16 protein-coding genes are annotated in these 17233 nt (G+C 51.6%); 6 read left to right on the forward strand and 10 right to left on the reverse strand.

Features of this window, described 5'->3' with window-relative positions; all coding sequences use genetic code 11:
- Positions 1-12 precede the first annotated feature (12 nt).
- Entirely contained in the window at positions 13-480 is a 468-nt protein-coding gene (locus tag NST37_RS19710) for a tripartite tricarboxylate transporter TctB family protein (protein WP_024983438.1), read from the reverse strand.
- 262 nt (positions 481-742) lie between these two features.
- Here NST37_RS19710 and NST37_RS19715 point away from each other — a divergent pair, with 262 nt between their 5' ends.
- Positions 743-3349 (forward strand): LuxR C-terminal-related transcriptional regulator, encoded by a 2607-nt coding sequence (locus NST37_RS19715; RefSeq protein ID WP_339185680.1) that lies wholly within the window; start codon positions 743-745, stop codon positions 3347-3349.
- Positions 3350-3420: 71 nt separating this feature from the next.
- Here the strand turns inward: NST37_RS19715 and NST37_RS19720 are convergent, their stop codons facing one another.
- From NST37_RS19720 to NST37_RS19735, 4 genes are all read right to left on the reverse strand, one after another.
- On the reverse strand, positions 3421-3555 hold the full coding sequence (locus NST37_RS19720; protein WP_269320790.1) for a hypothetical protein: 135 nt from the start codon (positions 3553-3555) through the stop codon (positions 3421-3423).
- A 744-nt stretch (positions 3556-4299) separates the two neighbouring features.
- A complete protein-coding gene (locus NST37_RS19725; RefSeq protein WP_003389619.1) occupies positions 4300-4578 on the reverse strand; it encodes a hypothetical protein in 279 nt (92 codons plus the stop codon).
- Positions 4579-4758: 180 nt separating this feature from the next.
- On the reverse strand, positions 4759-5370 hold the full coding sequence (gene cdaS / locus NST37_RS19730; protein WP_031931928.1) for a sporulation-specific diadenylate cyclase CdaS: 612 nt from the start codon (positions 5368-5370) through the stop codon (positions 4759-4761).
- Positions 5371-5581: 211 nt separating this feature from the next.
- The gene (locus NST37_RS19735; RefSeq protein WP_339185681.1) at positions 5582-6802 is read right to left on the reverse strand and encodes a cysteine desulfurase-like protein; all 1221 of its coding nucleotides are present in this window, start codon (positions 6800-6802) and stop codon (positions 5582-5584) included.
- 294 nt (positions 6803-7096) lie between these two features.
- On the opposite strand from NST37_RS19735, the gene NST37_RS19740 reads away from it, so the two are divergent.
- Positions 7097-8062 (forward strand): YafY family protein, encoded by a 966-nt coding sequence (locus NST37_RS19740; RefSeq protein WP_339185682.1) that lies wholly within the window; start codon positions 7097-7099, stop codon positions 8060-8062.
- A 220-nt stretch (positions 8063-8282) separates the two neighbouring features.
- On the opposite strand, the gene NST37_RS19745 is transcribed toward NST37_RS19740, so the two are convergent.
- Together NST37_RS19745 and NST37_RS19750 are read right to left on the reverse strand one after the other, a co-directional pair.
- The gene (locus NST37_RS19745) at positions 8283-8915 is read right to left on the reverse strand and encodes a TetR/AcrR family transcriptional regulator (RefSeq protein WP_039070650.1); all 633 of its coding nucleotides are present in this window, start codon (positions 8913-8915) and stop codon (positions 8283-8285) included.
- Positions 8916-8967: 52 nt separating this feature from the next.
- On the reverse strand, positions 8968-9579 hold the full coding sequence (locus NST37_RS19750) for a TetR/AcrR family transcriptional regulator (RefSeq protein ID WP_339185683.1): 612 nt from the start codon (positions 9577-9579) through the stop codon (positions 8968-8970).
- Between the two features lie 232 nt (positions 9580-9811).
- On the opposite strand from NST37_RS19750, the gene NST37_RS19755 reads away from it, so the two are divergent.
- From NST37_RS19755 to NST37_RS19765, 3 genes are all read left to right on the forward strand, one after another.
- Positions 9812-10603, forward strand: coding sequence for a tyrosine-protein phosphatase (locus tag NST37_RS19755; RefSeq protein ID WP_003389625.1), 792 nt, complete (start codon positions 9812-9814; stop codon positions 10601-10603).
- 296 nt (positions 10604-10899) lie between these two features.
- Positions 10900-11283: a hypothetical protein gene (locus NST37_RS19760; protein WP_003389626.1), complete on the forward strand. Its 384-nt coding sequence runs from the start codon at positions 10900-10902 to the stop codon at positions 11281-11283.
- Positions 11284-11360: 77 nt separating this feature from the next.
- The gene (locus tag NST37_RS19765) at positions 11361-11975 is read left to right on the forward strand and encodes a flavin reductase family protein (RefSeq protein ID WP_122958478.1); all 615 of its coding nucleotides are present in this window, start codon (positions 11361-11363) and stop codon (positions 11973-11975) included.
- A 144-nt stretch (positions 11976-12119) separates the two neighbouring features.
- On the opposite strand, the gene ltrA is transcribed toward NST37_RS19765, so the two are convergent.
- The 3 genes from ltrA to NST37_RS19780 form a co-directional block, all read right to left on the reverse strand.
- Positions 12120-13385 carry a group II intron reverse transcriptase/maturase gene (gene ltrA, locus NST37_RS19770; RefSeq protein WP_024985202.1) on the reverse strand — a complete coding sequence of 422 codons (1266 nt, stop codon included), beginning with the start codon at positions 13383-13385 and terminating at the stop codon, positions 12120-12122.
- A gap of 641 nt (positions 13386-14026) precedes the next feature.
- The gene (locus NST37_RS19775; RefSeq protein ID WP_203421438.1) at positions 14027-14467 is read right to left on the reverse strand and encodes a nuclear transport factor 2 family protein; all 441 of its coding nucleotides are present in this window, start codon (positions 14465-14467) and stop codon (positions 14027-14029) included.
- A gap of 194 nt (positions 14468-14661) precedes the next feature.
- A complete protein-coding gene (locus tag NST37_RS19780; protein ID WP_327985901.1) occupies positions 14662-15840 on the reverse strand; it encodes a DUF4272 domain-containing protein in 1179 nt (392 codons plus the stop codon).
- A 151-nt stretch (positions 15841-15991) separates the two neighbouring features.
- On the opposite strand from NST37_RS19780, the gene NST37_RS19785 reads away from it, so the two are divergent.
- Complete coding sequence (locus tag NST37_RS19785; protein WP_339166493.1) at positions 15992-17074, forward strand: suppressor of fused domain protein; 1083 nt, start codon at positions 15992-15994, stop codon at positions 17072-17074.
- Positions 17075-17233 lie beyond the last annotated feature (159 nt).

The following is a 17233-nucleotide window of genomic DNA, read 5'->3' on the forward strand; positions in this document are numbered from 1 at the left end:
AGCAGCAACCTTTCAAAAGAAGAATCCGGTCGGAAACGCAATCTTCAGCCAAACCACGAAAACCGCGTACAAGCACCCCGTCAGGACAATCGCCATCGCGATGGAACGGCTCCATTTGTACGAGCCGATGACGCGAAACAAGGCAATGGAAGCCAGAAAGGTAGCCAGCACATATCCCACAATGTCAATCACCAGCGCGTAGAGAAGCAGCACAAGAAGACAAGGGAGTACGCTCTTTGGCCGGAAGCCACTCTCTGCATCAGTCTTCCTCTCTTCTTTTTTGTCCCGAAAGGAATGAAAAAGCAATCCCGTGCCTAGCGTGATGAGCAGAAGCCCCAAGGTGGCGGGCAGGGTGTGGTCCCCGACATACTGTGAGGGAGAATATGCGTGCAGGCGAAAAGCCTCCAGGCTGACGACGATTCCGATCGCAATGGATAGCAAGGCACCAAAAAAGTCAGGCAGGTTATACGGAAGTCTCACATCATCACCTCAGCATCTGAACCATACAACAGCCTATGGCACAGAGGCCTATAGTGTTACGTGAAAACAAAAACTCGCCACCGTTTGGCGAGCTATTGAATCCCTTGGGACTTTTCTCGTTTTGCTGGCATCATCTTTTGCCTTACTCGGACCCGAATGTTTTTCTTTTTGCTCAGGGAAGATGGGCTATAATGGGAATAACCGAAATACTCAGGGTTTTCATCCATGTTGACGCTTGGAAAAACACCTTCATGGAGGGAGCATGCTTAATCCTGCCGATGTGCTGTTAAAAACGAAGATCAACCTGCCTGTATTCAAGGATAAAGCCGTGAACCGAGGACATTTGCTGGAGATGCTCAGCACCGGCCAGCACTGCCGCCTGACATCTATCTGCGCTCCTGCCGGTTTTGGCAAAACAACGCTTTTAGGGCAATGGATTTTCCACACAAACGTCCGCGCGGCTTGGGTATCGTTGGACGAAAAAGACAATGACCTCAGCAGGTTCTGGCGATACGTGGCCTACTCACTCTCCTCCGCTTGTTGCCCGCAGTTGACTGAGCGCATGACTCCCTTGCTCGATTCGCTCTCCGGCAGCTCTGTTTATACGATGATTGACGCCATGATCAACGAGCTTGATTTGCTGCCGGATCACGCCAGCTTGATTCTGGACGATTTGCATGTGATTGCGAATCAGCAGATCCATCAAAGTCTTTCCTACCTGATTGAATATCTTCCTGGAAACATCCATCTGTACCTTTCCAGCCGCGCCGCCCTGCCTTTCTCTGCAGCAAAGTGGAAAGTACGCGGCGAATATAACGAGATTGACGCTCCTTCACTCCTGTTCACGCGGGAGGAAGCTGCCCATTTTTACAAGGATGTAGCGCAATTGTCCCTTTCTTCGAGCGAGCTTGAAATATTGCTCGGATTTACCGAAGGCTGGGTGGCGGGACTGCAGCTATTTGCCATCTCCCTGCTGGCCAGCTCGAACTACGACCGGCTGTTGCAGCGGATGTCCGGGTATGACCGAAATGTCGCCGATTACTTGTTGCACGAAGTCATTTCCGGACTGCCGGAGGATATTCACGACTTTTTGCTGCAAACCTCCGTGCTTCAGCGACTGGACTTTCAAAGCTGCGATGCTGTGCTGCAAAGGACGGACAGCCATGCCATGCTGCAGCGCATTATTACTCTGAACCTGTTTATTCTCCCGCTAAATGAAGAACGCACCTGGTATCGGTACCACCATTTGTTTTCGGAATTTCTGCAAAAGGAACTGCTCATCAAGCATCCTCAGGCATGGAGCGAGCTTCACCGGAGGGCAAGCGCGTGTTTTGCCGAACGCCAGATGATGGATGAGGCCATCGAGCATGCCCTGCTCGCCAAAGACTATGCGCTGGCGGTCAAGTGGCTGGAGCAGCATATCGTCACAGTGCTGAAGCGAGGCGAATTTTCCACCCTGCTCCGCTGGTTCGAAGCGTTTCCCGAACCCGTCAGGACTCTTTCCCCCGTGCTGCTGCTGCTCTACGCCTTTACCTTGAATGTCGTCGGGAAATTCGACCGCGTCGATCCGCTGCTGGACGATTTGGAACGGAGCATAGCGGATGTCACTGAAGAGCAGCGTCAGGAAATCCGGAGCGGCATCTTTTTTGTCAAAGCCAATCTCGTGTTCTCTACGCGTCGCTTTGAGGAATGGTTCGCCCATGCCGATCTCATCTATGACGTCTTGCCGGAAAATCCGCTTTTTTACAATCTGAATTTCAATACGAGTGAACCGCTCATCAGGCGGACTGCATTTGGACTCAAGGGACTGCTCTCTGCACAAACAGAAGAAGTGGGCAAACGATTCATTGCCATTCTCCAATCCCACGGTTGGCAGGATTCCTTGATCAACCTGTATGTAGTCCAGGCCCTCGCCGAAGGGTACTATGAATGGGACAGGCAGGAAGACAGCGGGACGCTTCTGAAGCAGGTGGAATGGATCGCCCTCCAAAAGCAGGTGGCCGGATTGCTCGTCCCCAATCGGATTACGCTTGCCCGCTTGCGCCTGGTAAAAGGCGAGTACGATTCTGCAAAAGAAGCGATCGACGAAACAATTGTCACTGTGAAAGAATGGACGGAATATCACTGGCTGCCTTCTCTGTACGCCTTTCGGGCGCGGATCGATCTTTTGGAAGACAATCCATCGGAGGCAGAGCGCGTCATGGACTTGCTTCACCTGTCCGCACAGGATAAACCGACGCTGGACAAGGAGCTGGAGTATCTGACTTTTGTCCGTCTTTTGGAGGCAAAAGGGAACACCACCGATGCACTGCGCATATTGGAAACCCTCAAGCCTTTGGGCAAACGCGATGGCTGTCTTTTGAGCATGGTGGAAATCCCGGTTCTCCAGGCACTGATCCATCATAAGCTGGGGCACCGCCTGCAAGCATTCCGCTACCTGCATGAAGCACTCGCCCTCGGAGAGCAAAACGGCTATATTCGCAGCTTCCTGGACGAGGGAGAAAGGATGGCCCGCTTGCTGCGGGATTACGGGAAACAGCGGAGAATCGTTGCGAAACGCCAGGAGTGGGAAGGAGTTTCCTGGGACTATGTAAATAATCTGCTGGATCGGTTTGCCGCAGGGAAGCCGCGAGCCGGTAGTCCTCCTGCCCTTCCTGCCGACGGTTTTCTGGAGCCGCTTACCCAGCGTGAGAGCGTCATTCTCGGACTATTGGGACAAGGCGCAACCAACCAACAGATCGCGGCAGAGCTTGATTTAACCGTGGGGACAGTAAAGGTGTATTTGAACCGCATTTACGGGAAGCTGGGGGTTTCCTCCCGGACGCAAGCTTTGCTGAAGGCGCAGGATTTGGGGTTGATTGCTCCTTAGCGGTTTGCCCCTTTTTGACTAGCAAACGAGTTGCGTTTGTAAGAGAATGTTTGCAAAGCTAGGATGCTTTTTTAGCGGCTGCGGTGCAGAGAAGCCTGTTTCCATTCTGCGCTCCGGTCTTCGTCCTGCAGAGTAGCGGAGACTGTCCGCTCCGCAATGATCCCGAGGGAATCGCAAAACGGCGCGCAGCTTCGCAGCGGATTCATAGGTTGCGATTCTGTTTCCTCGGGATCATCGCTCCGCTGGGTGGGACTACGCTAGTCGCTTTGAATGGAAACAGGCTTCTCTGATGAGCAAAACTTCTTCTCCGAACTTTTAAAAGCTTGCGGGATATTTCATGGCGCCAAAAGAATCAAGTCAAGGTTTTTCAGCAGGCTAACTTCTGGTTGTCTCAGGCTCGCGGCAAACCTGATTTCGATAAGTTGACGGCGGTTCTTGATAAGAACTTCCTTTGAAGCAAGCCTCTTTCAAGCCAGCCGCTCTCAAAATCCGTTCGAGCTTATGTCCGAAACGGTCTAGCCACTCTCATAACCTTACGGGCTTATGTCCAAACGGTTTTTTGATATAACCCAGCAGCTGTAGAGATGAAAAAGGAGAAAACCGCGAAGGTCTTTGGGACACCTCCCAGGCGGAATGGAAAAAGCAAAACACGCTTTTAGCGGCCAACTCTGAGATGCCTCCCCCGAGCAGGCTGCTTTTGGACGCGGTTTTGCTTTTGGAATGGAGCTGGCCAGTCCAGCTCCCCGCAGTGTCCCACCGAACCTTGAGCGGTTTTCTCCTTTTTCATCTCCTCCACTAAAGCCCGTCCAACTACAAAAAAGAAAAGCGGCTGTAGTGCAGAGAAGCCTGTTCCCATTCACCGTGCCGGTCTTCGTCCTGGACTGGAACAGAAATCTGTCCAGGCTTTCTAAAACCTGTCGGCTTTCCCAGTACGGAAAAAATCTCAGCTTCTAGTCAAAAATCGAAACGGTTTTGCCAAGGGAGTCAGTGCCCGTACACAAGTCGGAATCAAAATCTGTCAAACACATGGCATGAGTGACCGTCAACGGCTGCTTCTGCAGCATTTCGTGGATTTGCTCATCGCTGTAAATGTGATACGGATGATGATGAAGAAAGCGGATTCGCCACACTTTTTTGCCGTGCAAGGATTGAAAAAAGGACGTCAAATGACTGCATATCTCCTCTTTTTTCGAGAATGCCTGCTCGCATGCGGGACAATAAAATTCCATATCGATTCCTCCCAATCGCGCTATACGTGCCATGTTGACGAAAAGGATTATGTGTAAAGATAAATCATATAATACATATATGTCAAGTCGGAATTAATGTGATACGTTGTCGCCCCTCTTTGCAAAAAGGGGTGGCTGCCGGGCGGATGGCATAACGAAAACCCGCTGCACGCATTGTTCTTACACAGTCGGCAGCGGGTACAGTTTTCCCTGATAGGCAAAGCGAGCTCTTCCCGTCTCTTCGGAAACCACGAGCACGAGTGCGTCGCTCCGTTCTGTCAATCCCAAGGCAGCGCGGTGCCTTGTACCGAGGCTGGGATCACCCAGATTGTTGTCGGAGAGAGGCAGCACATTCCCCGCTGAGACAATCGAGTTTCCTTGGATCAGCACAGCGCCATCGTGCAGCGGACTTCCGGGATAAAAAATGGACTCCAATAGCGAGCTGCTTACCGTGGCCCCAACCGGTGTCCCCTTGTATATCCATTGGTCGAGCGGCTCATTTCGCTCAATGACGATCAAGGCACCGTGTCTGCGGCTGGACAGATGTTGGATGGTCAGGGATAAATCCGGGTATTTATCGGTAAAGGGCGCCAAGTAACAATAGAGATAAAAGGAAGCGGCTGTCGATTCAATCTGGAAGAATCTCCGCTTGATCTGGTCCAGGTTTCCCAGAACGCAGTGATTTTCATCTCTCATCGAGACCAAACTGTGCTGGATGTCGAGGATTAGCTGTTGCAAATCACTCTCTACCTGCAGTTTCATCGGAGACATATCGCAATCTCTCGGCTCCATCGCCATCACCTTGCACTGTACCTCCCTTCATGCAAACCGGATTTGCCCAATGCCACTACGTACAGCATTCCATTTTCTCGCAGGAATATACGATACTCCCTGTTTTGCTCGGTCCGGCTATTCTTCTGCTCGACTAAAAAACGGCACACAAAAAAGCACAAAAAAAAAGCAGGCTTTAACCGAAGAAAAGCCTGCCTGCATCCTGTATTTTTTACTTTTTCAACGCCTCGACACAGTCAATCAATCGATCGATTTCCTCCACCGTATTGTACAAGGAGATGCCTGCGCGGACCAGCCCGCCCATATCTTCCAGTCCCAGAGTCTCGACTACGCGCATGGCGTAAAAATGGCCGCCCCAGACGAACAGGCCCTGTTCGCCCAAAGCCTTCGCCACGTCTGCCGTATGTACGTCCTGTACAGTGAAGGAAACAGTGGGCGCCCGCAGCCCTTCTCCAAACGGCTGGCCATATACACTTGCCTGCGGCAAGGCTGAAAGCCTGTCGTACAAGTAATGGGCGACATGCTCTTCATGGTCATGGATCAGCGCCATGCCGCTCGTGAGCTGCTCGCGAAGGCTTTCACCGTTCCCAAACGAAGCGATATAATCGACGGCTGCTCTCACCCCCGCCAATGCAGCAAAGTTCAACGTGCCCGTTTCGATCCGGTAGGGAGCCTCCGCCAGCTGCGGCCGGAGTCTGTCGGTCGGAATGTGGTCCAGCAATCCGGGACGGCTGTACAGCACACCGACGTGGGGACCGTAAAACTTGTAGGCGGAGCATAGCAAAAAGTCGGGATCAAGCGCCGCCACATCCATCGGGAAATGCGGGGCGTAGTGGACGGCATCCACGATCATCCAGGCACCGACAGCCCGTGTCCATTCCCTTATTACAGTCAGGTCATTGACGGTACCGAGCGAGTTCGATGAGTACCCGACCGCGACGATCTTCGTCTTGGGGGATAGAAGCGACTGCAAATGGTCCATATCGAGCTGCCCGCCCGATGTCATCCTGACCGAGTGGATGACTGCTCCTTTTTCAGCCAGCGTTTGCCATGGTCCGCGATTGGCTTCGTGGTCGAGATCGGTGATGATGACCTCGTCTCCGGCAGAAATGAGGCGTGACAGTGCTCTGCTGAGAGAAAAGGCGAGCGTGGTCATATTGGCCCCAAATGAAATGCTGTCCGGAGAAGCAGCCCCTAAAAAAGCGGCCATCCCCTCCCTCGTTCTCTCCACGATCACATCCGTTTCCTCGCTTGTCACAAACGGACCGTGGGCATTGGCATTGCTCGTCTCATAGTATTGTGCGATGGCGGCGATGACCTGCGCTGGCACCTGGGTTCCTCCCGGGCCATCCAGATAGGCTGCGCAGTTGTCCCCAACCTTCCGCTGCAAGGAAGGAAAGTGGTTCCGGTAACGATGTACGTCAAAGTCCATGATCTGCTCCTCCTCCGCCTTTTTATGCAGAATATTCTAACTATATGATGGATTGTACACTTCTTTTCCTAAAAAAAGAAGGCCAGTATTCAAAAGCCCGTTCTGCCACGCACTTGCCCCAGTGCGGCCGGCTTCCGTCCCGCGCGGTGAGACCGTACTCATCTGACAGTCCCAGCTACTGAAGTTCTTACTGAACATGATATATGACAGCTCCTGTCATATAAAAATGGTATGATCAAAAAAGCAACCGGTATGAAAACCGGAAAACCGTTTCGGATCAAAGGAGGACTTTCCTTGCGGGCAGATCGATTGCTTTCCATCTTATTGCTGCTGCAAAACCACGGCCGGCTGACGTCCCGGATGCTTGCGGAAATGCTCGAGGTTTCCGAAAGGACGATTCACCGCGACATGGAGGCTCTAGGCGCGGCGGGAATCCCCGTTTTTGCCGAACGCGGTTCACAGGGCGGATGGTCGCTGTCGGAGGGATACCGGACCAATTTGACAGGGATGACGACGGAGGAGCTTCAATCGCTGCTGCTTGTGCATCCTTCCAGCCTGCTGAGCGATCTCGGCCTCAAAAATCGGTTCGAGGCTGCCTTCCAAAAACTGCTGGCAGCGTCCTCGGCAAAAGCACGCCGTGACGCCGAAGCTGTTCGCCAGCTCATCCACATCGACGGAGCTGGCTGGCACCAGTCCGACGAGTCGTTTCCTTTTCTCCCTGCTGTACAAGAGGCTGTATGGGCGAGCCGAAAGCTGTTCATCTCCTACCAAAGAGAGGAAACCGCTGTGGAACGAACTGTTTGGCCGTTAGGACTGGTGGCAAAACGAAGCGTCTGGTACATGGTCGCGCAGGTGGACGGCGAAGTTCGCACCTATCGGATTTCCCGCCTGCTTTCTGCCCGGATGCTTGACGAAGCCTTTGAGCGGCCGGCCGATTTTGACCTCGCCCGTTACTGGGAGCAGTCTACCGAGCAGTTCAAGGCGAATCTGCCGACCTATCCCGGGCGCGTGAAGCTTGTGGAAACGAGTTTGTCCCGCTTTCGCCAGGAGCGTTATGCCAAAGTCATTCATACCGCTCCCGCTGCCGACGGGTGGATCGAAGCCGAAGTCGAATTTCAGACTTTGGACTCTGCTTGTGAAATTGTCCTCGGACTCGGGTCGCGCATAGAAGTCATTGAGCCGCTCGAGCTGCGCGAGAAGGTCATCGCAGAGGCAAAGGCCATCACCGCCCTGTATCGCCAGTCAGAGAAAGAGGCATGACGCCTCCTGTTCGGTCCAGCCTTTTAAACAGGGAACATCGTCACATTCTGCCACCCCCCTGCACAGCAATAACCTTCTTACACTTCAACCGCCTTTCGTTACCCCCGACTCCATTGCTCATATACTGCAAAAAGGTATTTGTCGTACCCGCGAAAAAACGGCTGTCCTGCAAAGATCGATCAACAGATCTTGGCCAGACAGCCGTTTCTTCATTCACCGTCTAACGGTACAGTCCATAGCGCACCATATCCATATAGGTGGACAGCTCGCCGAAAAATTGCTGCAGAGCGTCCAGCCCCTTGTCCTCCTGATTTACATGTGCCCGGACGTGCTTCTGAATCAAAGCCTCGACAGCCGTAATCAGGAAGTCGGCCGCTCTCGCCGGAGAAATGCCTTCGCGGAGGACGGAGCTGTCCAATCCCTCAAGCAGCATCGTCAAATAGCTCTCATACACCTGCTGCTCCCGCCCCGCAATCTCCTCCCTGATCTCCGCCGGGTACCGGACAAAGGTCTCGACCGCCAGCCGGTAGATCAAAGGTTCCTCGAAAAACAGCTTCATTCGCGCCATGCCAAGCTCCGCCACACGGTCCAGCAGGTCGCTTGAACGCATCTGCATGTGCCCCTTCAGGTAAGTCTGGAAGTAATCAAGGCAAGCATCCACGATATACAGGTACAGCGTTTTTTTATTGGAAAAAAAGTGAAACAGCATCCCTTTGGAGATGCCGGCATTTTGCACGATCTGGTTCGTAGAGCCAAGTGTGTAGCCTTTTTCGGCAAACTCAAGCAAAGCCGCATTCAGCAGCTTGACTTTGTTCGGTTCTTCGTCCTGGCTCCATAAATGAATGGTTTGCACCTCGTCACCTTCTTCTTTTTGCGTAGCTGGACCCTTTCACGGGAAACAGCAATCATTTTTCCGCATGCTGCTTCTCTCGGGTCAATCCTTCCGCTACAAACTCGATGATTTTATCCATCACATCGGCAAAGATCTCGTGGCCAATGTCTTGCTTGTGCAGCCGCATCATCATAACAGCCTGCATAATGCCGACGATGACTTGCGGATCATCCTTCGGGAGCGCCCCGCGCTCGATCAAGAGCTCGACTGCACGGATGCCTCGCTCTGTGTTCTCCTGTGAAAATTGCCTCATTTGCTCAGGAAGCTTGCGGGCAAGCCGCTCATGTTCATCATTTTGAAAAACGCGTTGAAGAAAGGGGTTCTTCTCGACCAGTTCAAATGAGGTGCGGAAAAAAGAAGCCAGCAATTCCTTTGGAGGCAGATTTTCTCGAAACAGCTCCCTTAGCACCGTCTCCCTGACTTCCTCCTCATTCTTCAAAATTTCAAAGTAAAGCTCTTCCTTGGAAGCAAAAAATTTATAAAAGGTGCCCTTGCCAATTCCGCACGCGAGGATGACATCATCAATGCTGGTCTTGGCCAGCCCGTATTGAATAAATAATTCCCTGCCTTTTATCAAGAGAGATTGGCGAACTTGTTTTTTTTCTTGCTCGGTGAATTTCGGCATGACAAACTCCCTTTTACAATCGTGTGACTTTTTATGGACTTTTCGTCACATGGTCATTATACTTATCATAATCGCTCAGTACCTAGAAGTAAACCGGGGACTGTATGAGACGCAGTCTTTTCTTCCGGCTTTTATGTGACCATAAAAACCATTTCAGTCACATGTGCACATTTTTTTTGAGAACGTTCCAGGATGTACCCGTTTTTCATCTGCTTGCATGGGGGAAATGTTCATGAAAACCTTGGAGCCACGTTCGGTCCTTCCATTCGACGGAGTATATAATTTTCGCGATGCAGGCGGCTTTCAAACCACAGATGGCGGTGTAATGAAGAAAGGTGTGCTGTTTCGCTCTGCAGACTTGTCCCGGTTGTCGCAAAAAGACATAGAAAAATTCAAGCAACTGGGAATCGCCTCCATCTGTGATTTAAGAACGCCGCGCGAGCGAAGTTCAAAGACCAGCCGGATTACTTCCCAGCACGGGATCCAAGTCATTCGCGTATCTCTTTATGACAGCAGCCAGGAATTTACACGCCTGGCGTTTTTCAAGTTTTTGGTCAGTCAAGCAAATACGATCAATTTTGAGCACATCATGAAGGACATGTATCACAACATGGCTTTTAACAGCCATGCTCAGTTGAACGAAATCATCACGCATCTCTCCGAACAAAGGAATTTGCCGGCGCTGATTCACTGTACAGGAGGAAAGGACCGGACTGGCTTTGTCTCCGCCGTCATTCAGCTTCTCGTCGGGGTCCCTTATCAAAATGTGTTGGAAGACTACCTGTTTTCAAACGATGCCATCGGGCCGCGCATGAAAAAAATCGAGACCTTTATCAGGTGGATGAGTCTGTTTCGAGTTTCGCCGGATCAGGTAAAGCCGATGCTGGAGGTGCGCCGGGACTATTTGGAGGAGGTTTGTCAGGGCATTCTGAATGAGTACGGAGACATGGAAACCTATTTGTGTCAGGCCTGCAGCATCCAGCCCGAGCGCTTGTTAAGACTCAAGCAGCATCTGCTTGAATAAGCATACATCATCAATACTTGGAGTCTCGGAACCATCGGTTTTTCGAGGCTTTTTTGTTGCCCGGCAATTTGCACAAGTGCTGCCTCCTCAAAGACACGGCCCCCCGTACCGATGACAATGACAATGCTGCTTGGAATGGCAACCCTTCGTTCCAGAGCATTGCTTGGCCCCGCAAAATTGAGTGTTCACACCCTGTATTGACCACCCGGTCAAAACGGACTATACTTTCCTTATTGACCACCCGGTCACACACCCGGTGGCATATCCTATCTCCTTCCAGAAAGGATGTCATGATCATGCGAACCACCATTTTGCTGTGCCGCCTGTTACTCGGACTTATCTTTTTAGGCGCAGGCTTCAACGGCTACCTCGTTATTTTCGGACAGCCGCCGATCTTTCCGACGAGTCCGCCAGCGATGGAGTTTTTGCAAGGGTATTTATTGGTCTTGGTCAAAACGGTGGAGATCGTCTGCGGACTGGGCTTGCTTCTGAATTTTTTCGTGCCTTTATCACTGGTCATTCTGGCCCCGGTTGCCGTCAATATTTTGACGTTTCACCTGTTCGCCGATCCTTCGCTGCTTCCTTTGGGAATCATCGTCTTTGTTCTGCAATGCTTCCTGCTCTGGGCGTATCGCGATCATTACAAGAGCCTGCTTCAGCCAAAAGCTTTCCCGAAATAATTCCATACTTCGATCCCTGCCGAAATATCTGCTTGCTATAATCGTTTCGTCTTATGATGAAACGATGGAGGTAGGTTATGAAAACAAACGCACTCGCTCACAAAAGCATTCAGCCCAACATTTTGTATTACGGCACACCTGTCGTATTGCTGACAACCAAAAACGAAGACGGCTCGACCAATATCAGCCCGATCTCTTCTTCCTGGGCGCTCGGCGACTGCATCGTCATGGGCATCGGATACGGCGGAAAAGCAGTAGAGAACCTGCGTCAGCATCCCGAATGCGTGCTCAATCTTCCCGACCCTTCCCTGTGGAAACAGGTAGAATTGCTGGCGCCGCTCACCGGCAAGGACCCCGTTCCTTCCTATAAAGAGCAAATGGGCTTCCGTTATGAAAAGGACAAATTTGCGGCTGCCGGCTTCACGCCGATGCCTTCCGCTACCGTAGAGCCGAAGCGGATTCTCGAATGCCCGCTCCAGATAGAGGCCAAGGTCGTAAACATCCGCACGCCCGAGCACAGCCCGGATTTTGCCATTGTGGAAGTAAAGGCAGTCAAGGTGCACGCCTCAGAGGATATCGTCCTCGGAGAAAATTACATCGATCCTGCCTCCTGGTCTCCGCTCATTTACAATTTCCGCCATTACTTCGGCCTGGGCGCACAAATGGGAAAATCGTATCGCTCCGAGACCTGAAAACTCTTGCGATGCATCGGAAAAACAGGCTTCTCTACGCGATGCTCCTGCTCATGAAGCTGATCGGGCCGGCAATCGAGTAGGAGGGGGCGACTAACCCCCGTCCTCTCACACCACCGTACGTACCGTTCGGTATACGGCGGTTCACCAAGCTTGACGAATTTGAGAATATCGTTGCACTAAGCTTTTCAGCCCTTGTTGTTGCCAGTAGGCAATGCCGAGGGCTTTGTGTATATGCGGAGATTTTGTGGTACGCCATGCACCCTTGCGGGTATTTGCAATTTCAATGGCTTTTACGTGAGATATGCCAAGAGAGCGAAGTTCTCGATATCTGGTTCTCACGCGTTTCCACTGCATCCACAAACAAAGACGGAGCCTGCGCCTTGTCCATTCCTCAATGGATTGTAGAATGCCCTTCGCGTCTGCAAGGGCGAAATATCCAATCCAGCCCATGAGGTACTGATTTATTCTTTCAATCCGCTTCTCCATCGAGATGCTCCACACCGGATTCGTGATCGTGCGGATTTTCTCTTTTAGCTTGAGGAGGGATTTGGGGTGGATGCGAATCCTTGTCTGTTTTGCAAAGGTAAAACTAAAGCCCAAGAATTTTCGTTTCCATGGTCGGTCTATCGCGCTTTTCTCCTCATTTACTTTTAGCCTTAGTACCTTCTCCAAGTGGTTTTGAATACTCTTCTTTACTCGTTCCCCTGCCCGTTTTGTTTTCACGTAGATATTACAATCGTCTGCGTAGCGGCAGAAACGGTGGCCTCTCTTTTCGAGTTCCTTGTCCAAATCATCAAGTAGGATATTTGCCAAAAGTGGGCTTAACGGCCCACCTTGCGGTGTTCCTTCACTTGATGTTGTACAGACGCCATTTATCATGATCCCCGCATTCAAGTAGGAACGAATCAGTCTTAAAATTCTCTTGTCCTGAACTTTTCGAGCCACACGGCTCATTAGAATATCATGATTTACGCGATCAAAGAATTTCTCTAGATCGATGTCCACCACGAAACGATATCCTTCGGAGATATACGCTTGCGCTTTCCTTACTGCCATGTGAGCGCTACGTTTTGGACGGAACCCATAGCTAGATTCCGAGAAGGTGGGGTCGAAGATCGGCGTTAACACTTGGAGGATGGCCTGCTGAATAAAGCGGTCTACCACGGTGGGAATGCCTAATAACCTTACACCACCGTCAGGTTTCGGGATTTCGACTCTGCGAACAGGTGAAGGTCTATAGGTTCCCCTTTCCATCTTCTCGCGGATGGCTTGCCAGTGTTCACGTAGATAATCGCGTAGTTGTTCGGTTGAAACACCATCGACTCCACCGACACCTTTGTTTTCCTCCACTCGTTGGAGTGCCATCCGTAAGTTTTCCCGTGATAAGACTTTTTCCAGCAAATCCATAATGATGTTCCTTCCTTCGCACATGCGGACTCCGTGCTTGCTGTACGATACTCAGCCCTCTTTTGTACCCTCGGGGCTTCACCCCTGCTCTTCAAAAGTAGTTCCTTGACAGAATTCTGCTTCGACGTACCGTATCAAAAGACATGGATCGCATGCTGACTTGATGTTCGGCCCTTCCCCATTCAAGCGTCCTCTACTCGGGTACTATGGCCTCTGCTGACTTCTGCATGTTCAGCGTCTCCTTACGGAGACGGTTACCAACAGTTGAAGGCGTTTCATGCAGACCTCCCCAGGTAAGAACGATAACTTTCATCCCATGTACCTGCCCAAGTTTACTACTGTATCCCTTGGCTGTATGGGGCTTTGTCTTGTTTGGCAGACTCGCCCGGATACAACAGCCTCAAATTGGGTTCGTGTACCTCAGGTCGGGATTTTGCCGCCGGCTTCCTTCAGATTCGACCTCGCGGTCGACACCCTTGCCTTGAGCTAACGGTTGGTACAGCCAACCCCCGTTCGGGACTTTCACCCTATAGCTATCGCCCATGCTGGGCGCACAAAAAAAGGCAGCCGGGCGGAATTACATCCAAGCCTGGCTGCCTGCCAAATGCTATTCTTCAAAACCGACGATCATTTTTGCAAATCTATTTGCGATCCGCTCGGACAATGTCTTCGACTACGTGTTGGAGGAGTTTACGCGTTGGGGGAATCCGCCGGACGCACGTCATCCTGTCCCCAAAAAGCCGCATGTGGACAATCTTTCCGTTCTCGTCGAAAGTCATCACATCGGTGACGTGAATCCCGACGGCACGGCCTTCCATTTCGGTGTGCACGATGAAGGTGACCGCTGCATGGTTGCTGAAAGAAGCGCGCGGCGGCGCAACCAGCTCGAGCTTGGCCCCGCCTGAGATGGCATAGCGGAAAAATTGCTCAAACTCTGCTCGTCCCCTCTTCGGCTCCAGACCGACCGGGTCTTCCACCGTCGCTTCCTCAGCGAACAACGCGAGAAGACGTTCCGCGTCACCGGCGTTGAATGCGTCTACATACGCAAGCAATGCTTGTTTCATCGTCGGGCTGTTGTTCATCTGTCGCACGCTCCCTTTTTGGTTCGTCCATCACTTTATTGACACGATGTTGATCATATCTTACCCCGATGAGAGAACATGCTCAACCGACAGCAGCAGCCGATTCGTCTAGTAAACAACAGCAGCGGCCCGTCTGTGCAAATAGACAAGAAATGTTCTATAAATAGAAGCAAAATGTCGAAAAACGGCTTGCCTTACGTATCCATCTGAACGTCATCCCAGTCGGCATCCATATAACGCACCAGCCAGTTCAGCGCTCTGTGCCTCTCCAGCACCACCTCGTCGTTTAAACCGCCTGCGACGGGACGATTGTTGATTCTCGCGTCTACACATGCCCAGTCGTAACGGTATATCAAATCTGCCTGGTCCAGGATTTCTGTTTTGCTGCGTACCGTCGCATTTTGGTAGAAGGCATCGTAGTTTTCGGCGAGACGCAGACAGTCAATGGCAGATTGCACATCGCAAATGTCTGATGGGAAATCAAGCGTCTCCACGTAACCGAGCGCCCATAGAAGCACCCAGTAGCATTCGTACATCCATACCATCTGGATCGTGTCCGTCCGGTCGGGAGCATCGTTGTACAGGAAGGCCCGCTCTTTTTCCGTAAAGAATCCTTCCGCGCCGTATTGCTCGATGATTCCCTCGATAAACTCTCGCTCTTCCTCAACATTGCCATTCTCGGCAATGCCGCCGGAATAAACCGCGATCAGACACAGTGCGATTGCTCGCTGGACGATCTCATCCTTTGTCCGGATCACCGCATCTTCGTCCCCGACGATTACAGGAAGGTGATCAATCACCGGGATTCCCTGCTCCCTGAGAAGCTGCATGCTTCTCTGTTTGCGCGCCTCTCCCGATGGCGTGGGGTGTATATGTCCATCAATCAGATCAACACTGACAGTCAAGATAAAATCCTCCAGCTCTGATTCGCCTGCCGTGTCGAGAATGAGTTTGCCCTCTTTGTCGAGCATCTCGCCTGTAGGGAGGAAAACGATCCCATGCACGCTTCGGGCAATCTCCAGTATTTTTTGAAACGTTTCCTTGTCGATCCCGTCACTCGACACGATTCCTACTGCGACATTGAGAGCCGTGATTTGCATGAGCAGCTTCTGTTGAACACGCACATGAGGCGTTTCAATCTGCGAAAAATAACCGTACATCCCTCTTTTCATCTGGTCAAACGCTTCCGGATCGAGGTCCTCTCTCAGCGTATTGAAGGTAATCGTGCTTTTGCTGAACCATTTTTTGCTGCTGACGGTCACAGCCCGGCCATCTGTTGAGACTTCAACCGTTTTTTCGGAAAACGCCTTCCGAATGGCATCCGTTACGCTTTCACGATCTTGAATGGAAACGTACAATGTACACTGCTGCATGGCAAACCCTCTCTTCCAGAAAATTGATTTACTATTTCTAAATTTGTTTCCTTCGCAACAACTGTGCTATCCTTTTTCCATATCCACCCTGAAGTTGTATATCAATCCATATATGTATCGGTTGGGAGAACATGATTATTGAGGTGAATAGATGAAAAACATTCTTTTGGAGGAATTATCCCCCTTTTGTCCTATCCAGGCCTTTGTAGAAGAATACGACGATTGCGTCTACTTTTACCTATGGGATTACCCCGGCGAGGAGTATGCCCGCATCCGCTCCTGCTGGGTCCGAAACTACAAAAAAGCGCCGGAATCGCTCGATCTGGAGGCGATGGAAAGCGGCAAAGGTCCGATGCTGCCGCGAGCCTTGTGCGCCCATCCCGAAGGTGCCGAAAGATTGGACCCCGATCACCTGTCTATCGTCTGGTTTGAGGAATGCGATGCTGCCGCCCTTCTTTACAAAGAGGAGATTCTCAGCGTCATCCCCGGATGGGCCGGCCCTTCGGACGACGGACGTTCCTTCTACCCTTCCTATGCCCGGGATTGCATCGGCGAGTCGGACCTGTGCTTTCCGCTGGGAACGTCCGAGACGAATGCACTGTATGAGCGCGTAGAGTCTGCCAAGCAGTTTTGGCAAAGCTGGGACGCGAATCCATGGACGCACCTGCAGCAGCAATACCTTGACGCCATCACCCGAGAGCTGGGCCCGATCGACAACTACTACGCGATCGACGGTGGCCATTGGCCGCCTCAAGCGATGGTCAAGATTGTCAAGGAAGAGATCACCTATGTCGTCACACTCGGCGTCTCCATCCTGCCGCAGCCCAAGGTCGAGCAGTATACGGAAACACCGGAGCAGCTACGGCGCTTTGAGCTCGCCTTTGCCTGCGAAACAGAGTGGCTGGCCAAAAACGAAAAGCAGATGCTGCAATACATCAGTGGGCAAACCTCGCTGCCCTGGTCATACCTCACCTTTTTCGCCCGCGGCCATACTATTCCTTGCCGCGAAATCGGCCAGATTCACGAGAGGTTCACATCTGTCCTGCTCGCCCAACCGGCGAATGCTCCTGCTATTTCTTTTCCGGACATGGGAGAAGACCCGGTCAACCTGCTCTGGATGATTCCGATAACCGATGAGGAAAGACAATTCGCCGAAAACCACGGGTCGGAAGCGCTGATCCAGAGGTCTGCCGGAAAAGATTTGTTGGTTTTCAATGGTGAATGCAAATTTTAAATGCAGGCGAATCTCTTTTTGAATGGACGCGGCAAAAGAAAACCCGTCTCTGCTGCAATCGCAAAGACGGGTCCTTCTATCCAAACAGATTAATTATCTTCTTGAGTCTCCTTATAGCAATCCATGCAAACAGAGTTGTTGTTTTCGATCTCATACTCC

Origin of the sequence: Brevibacillus sp. FSL K6-6036 (assembly GCF_037964015.1) — a bacterium.
Classification (GTDB): Bacteria; Bacillota; Bacilli; order Brevibacillales; family Brevibacillaceae; genus Brevibacillus; species Brevibacillus borstelensis.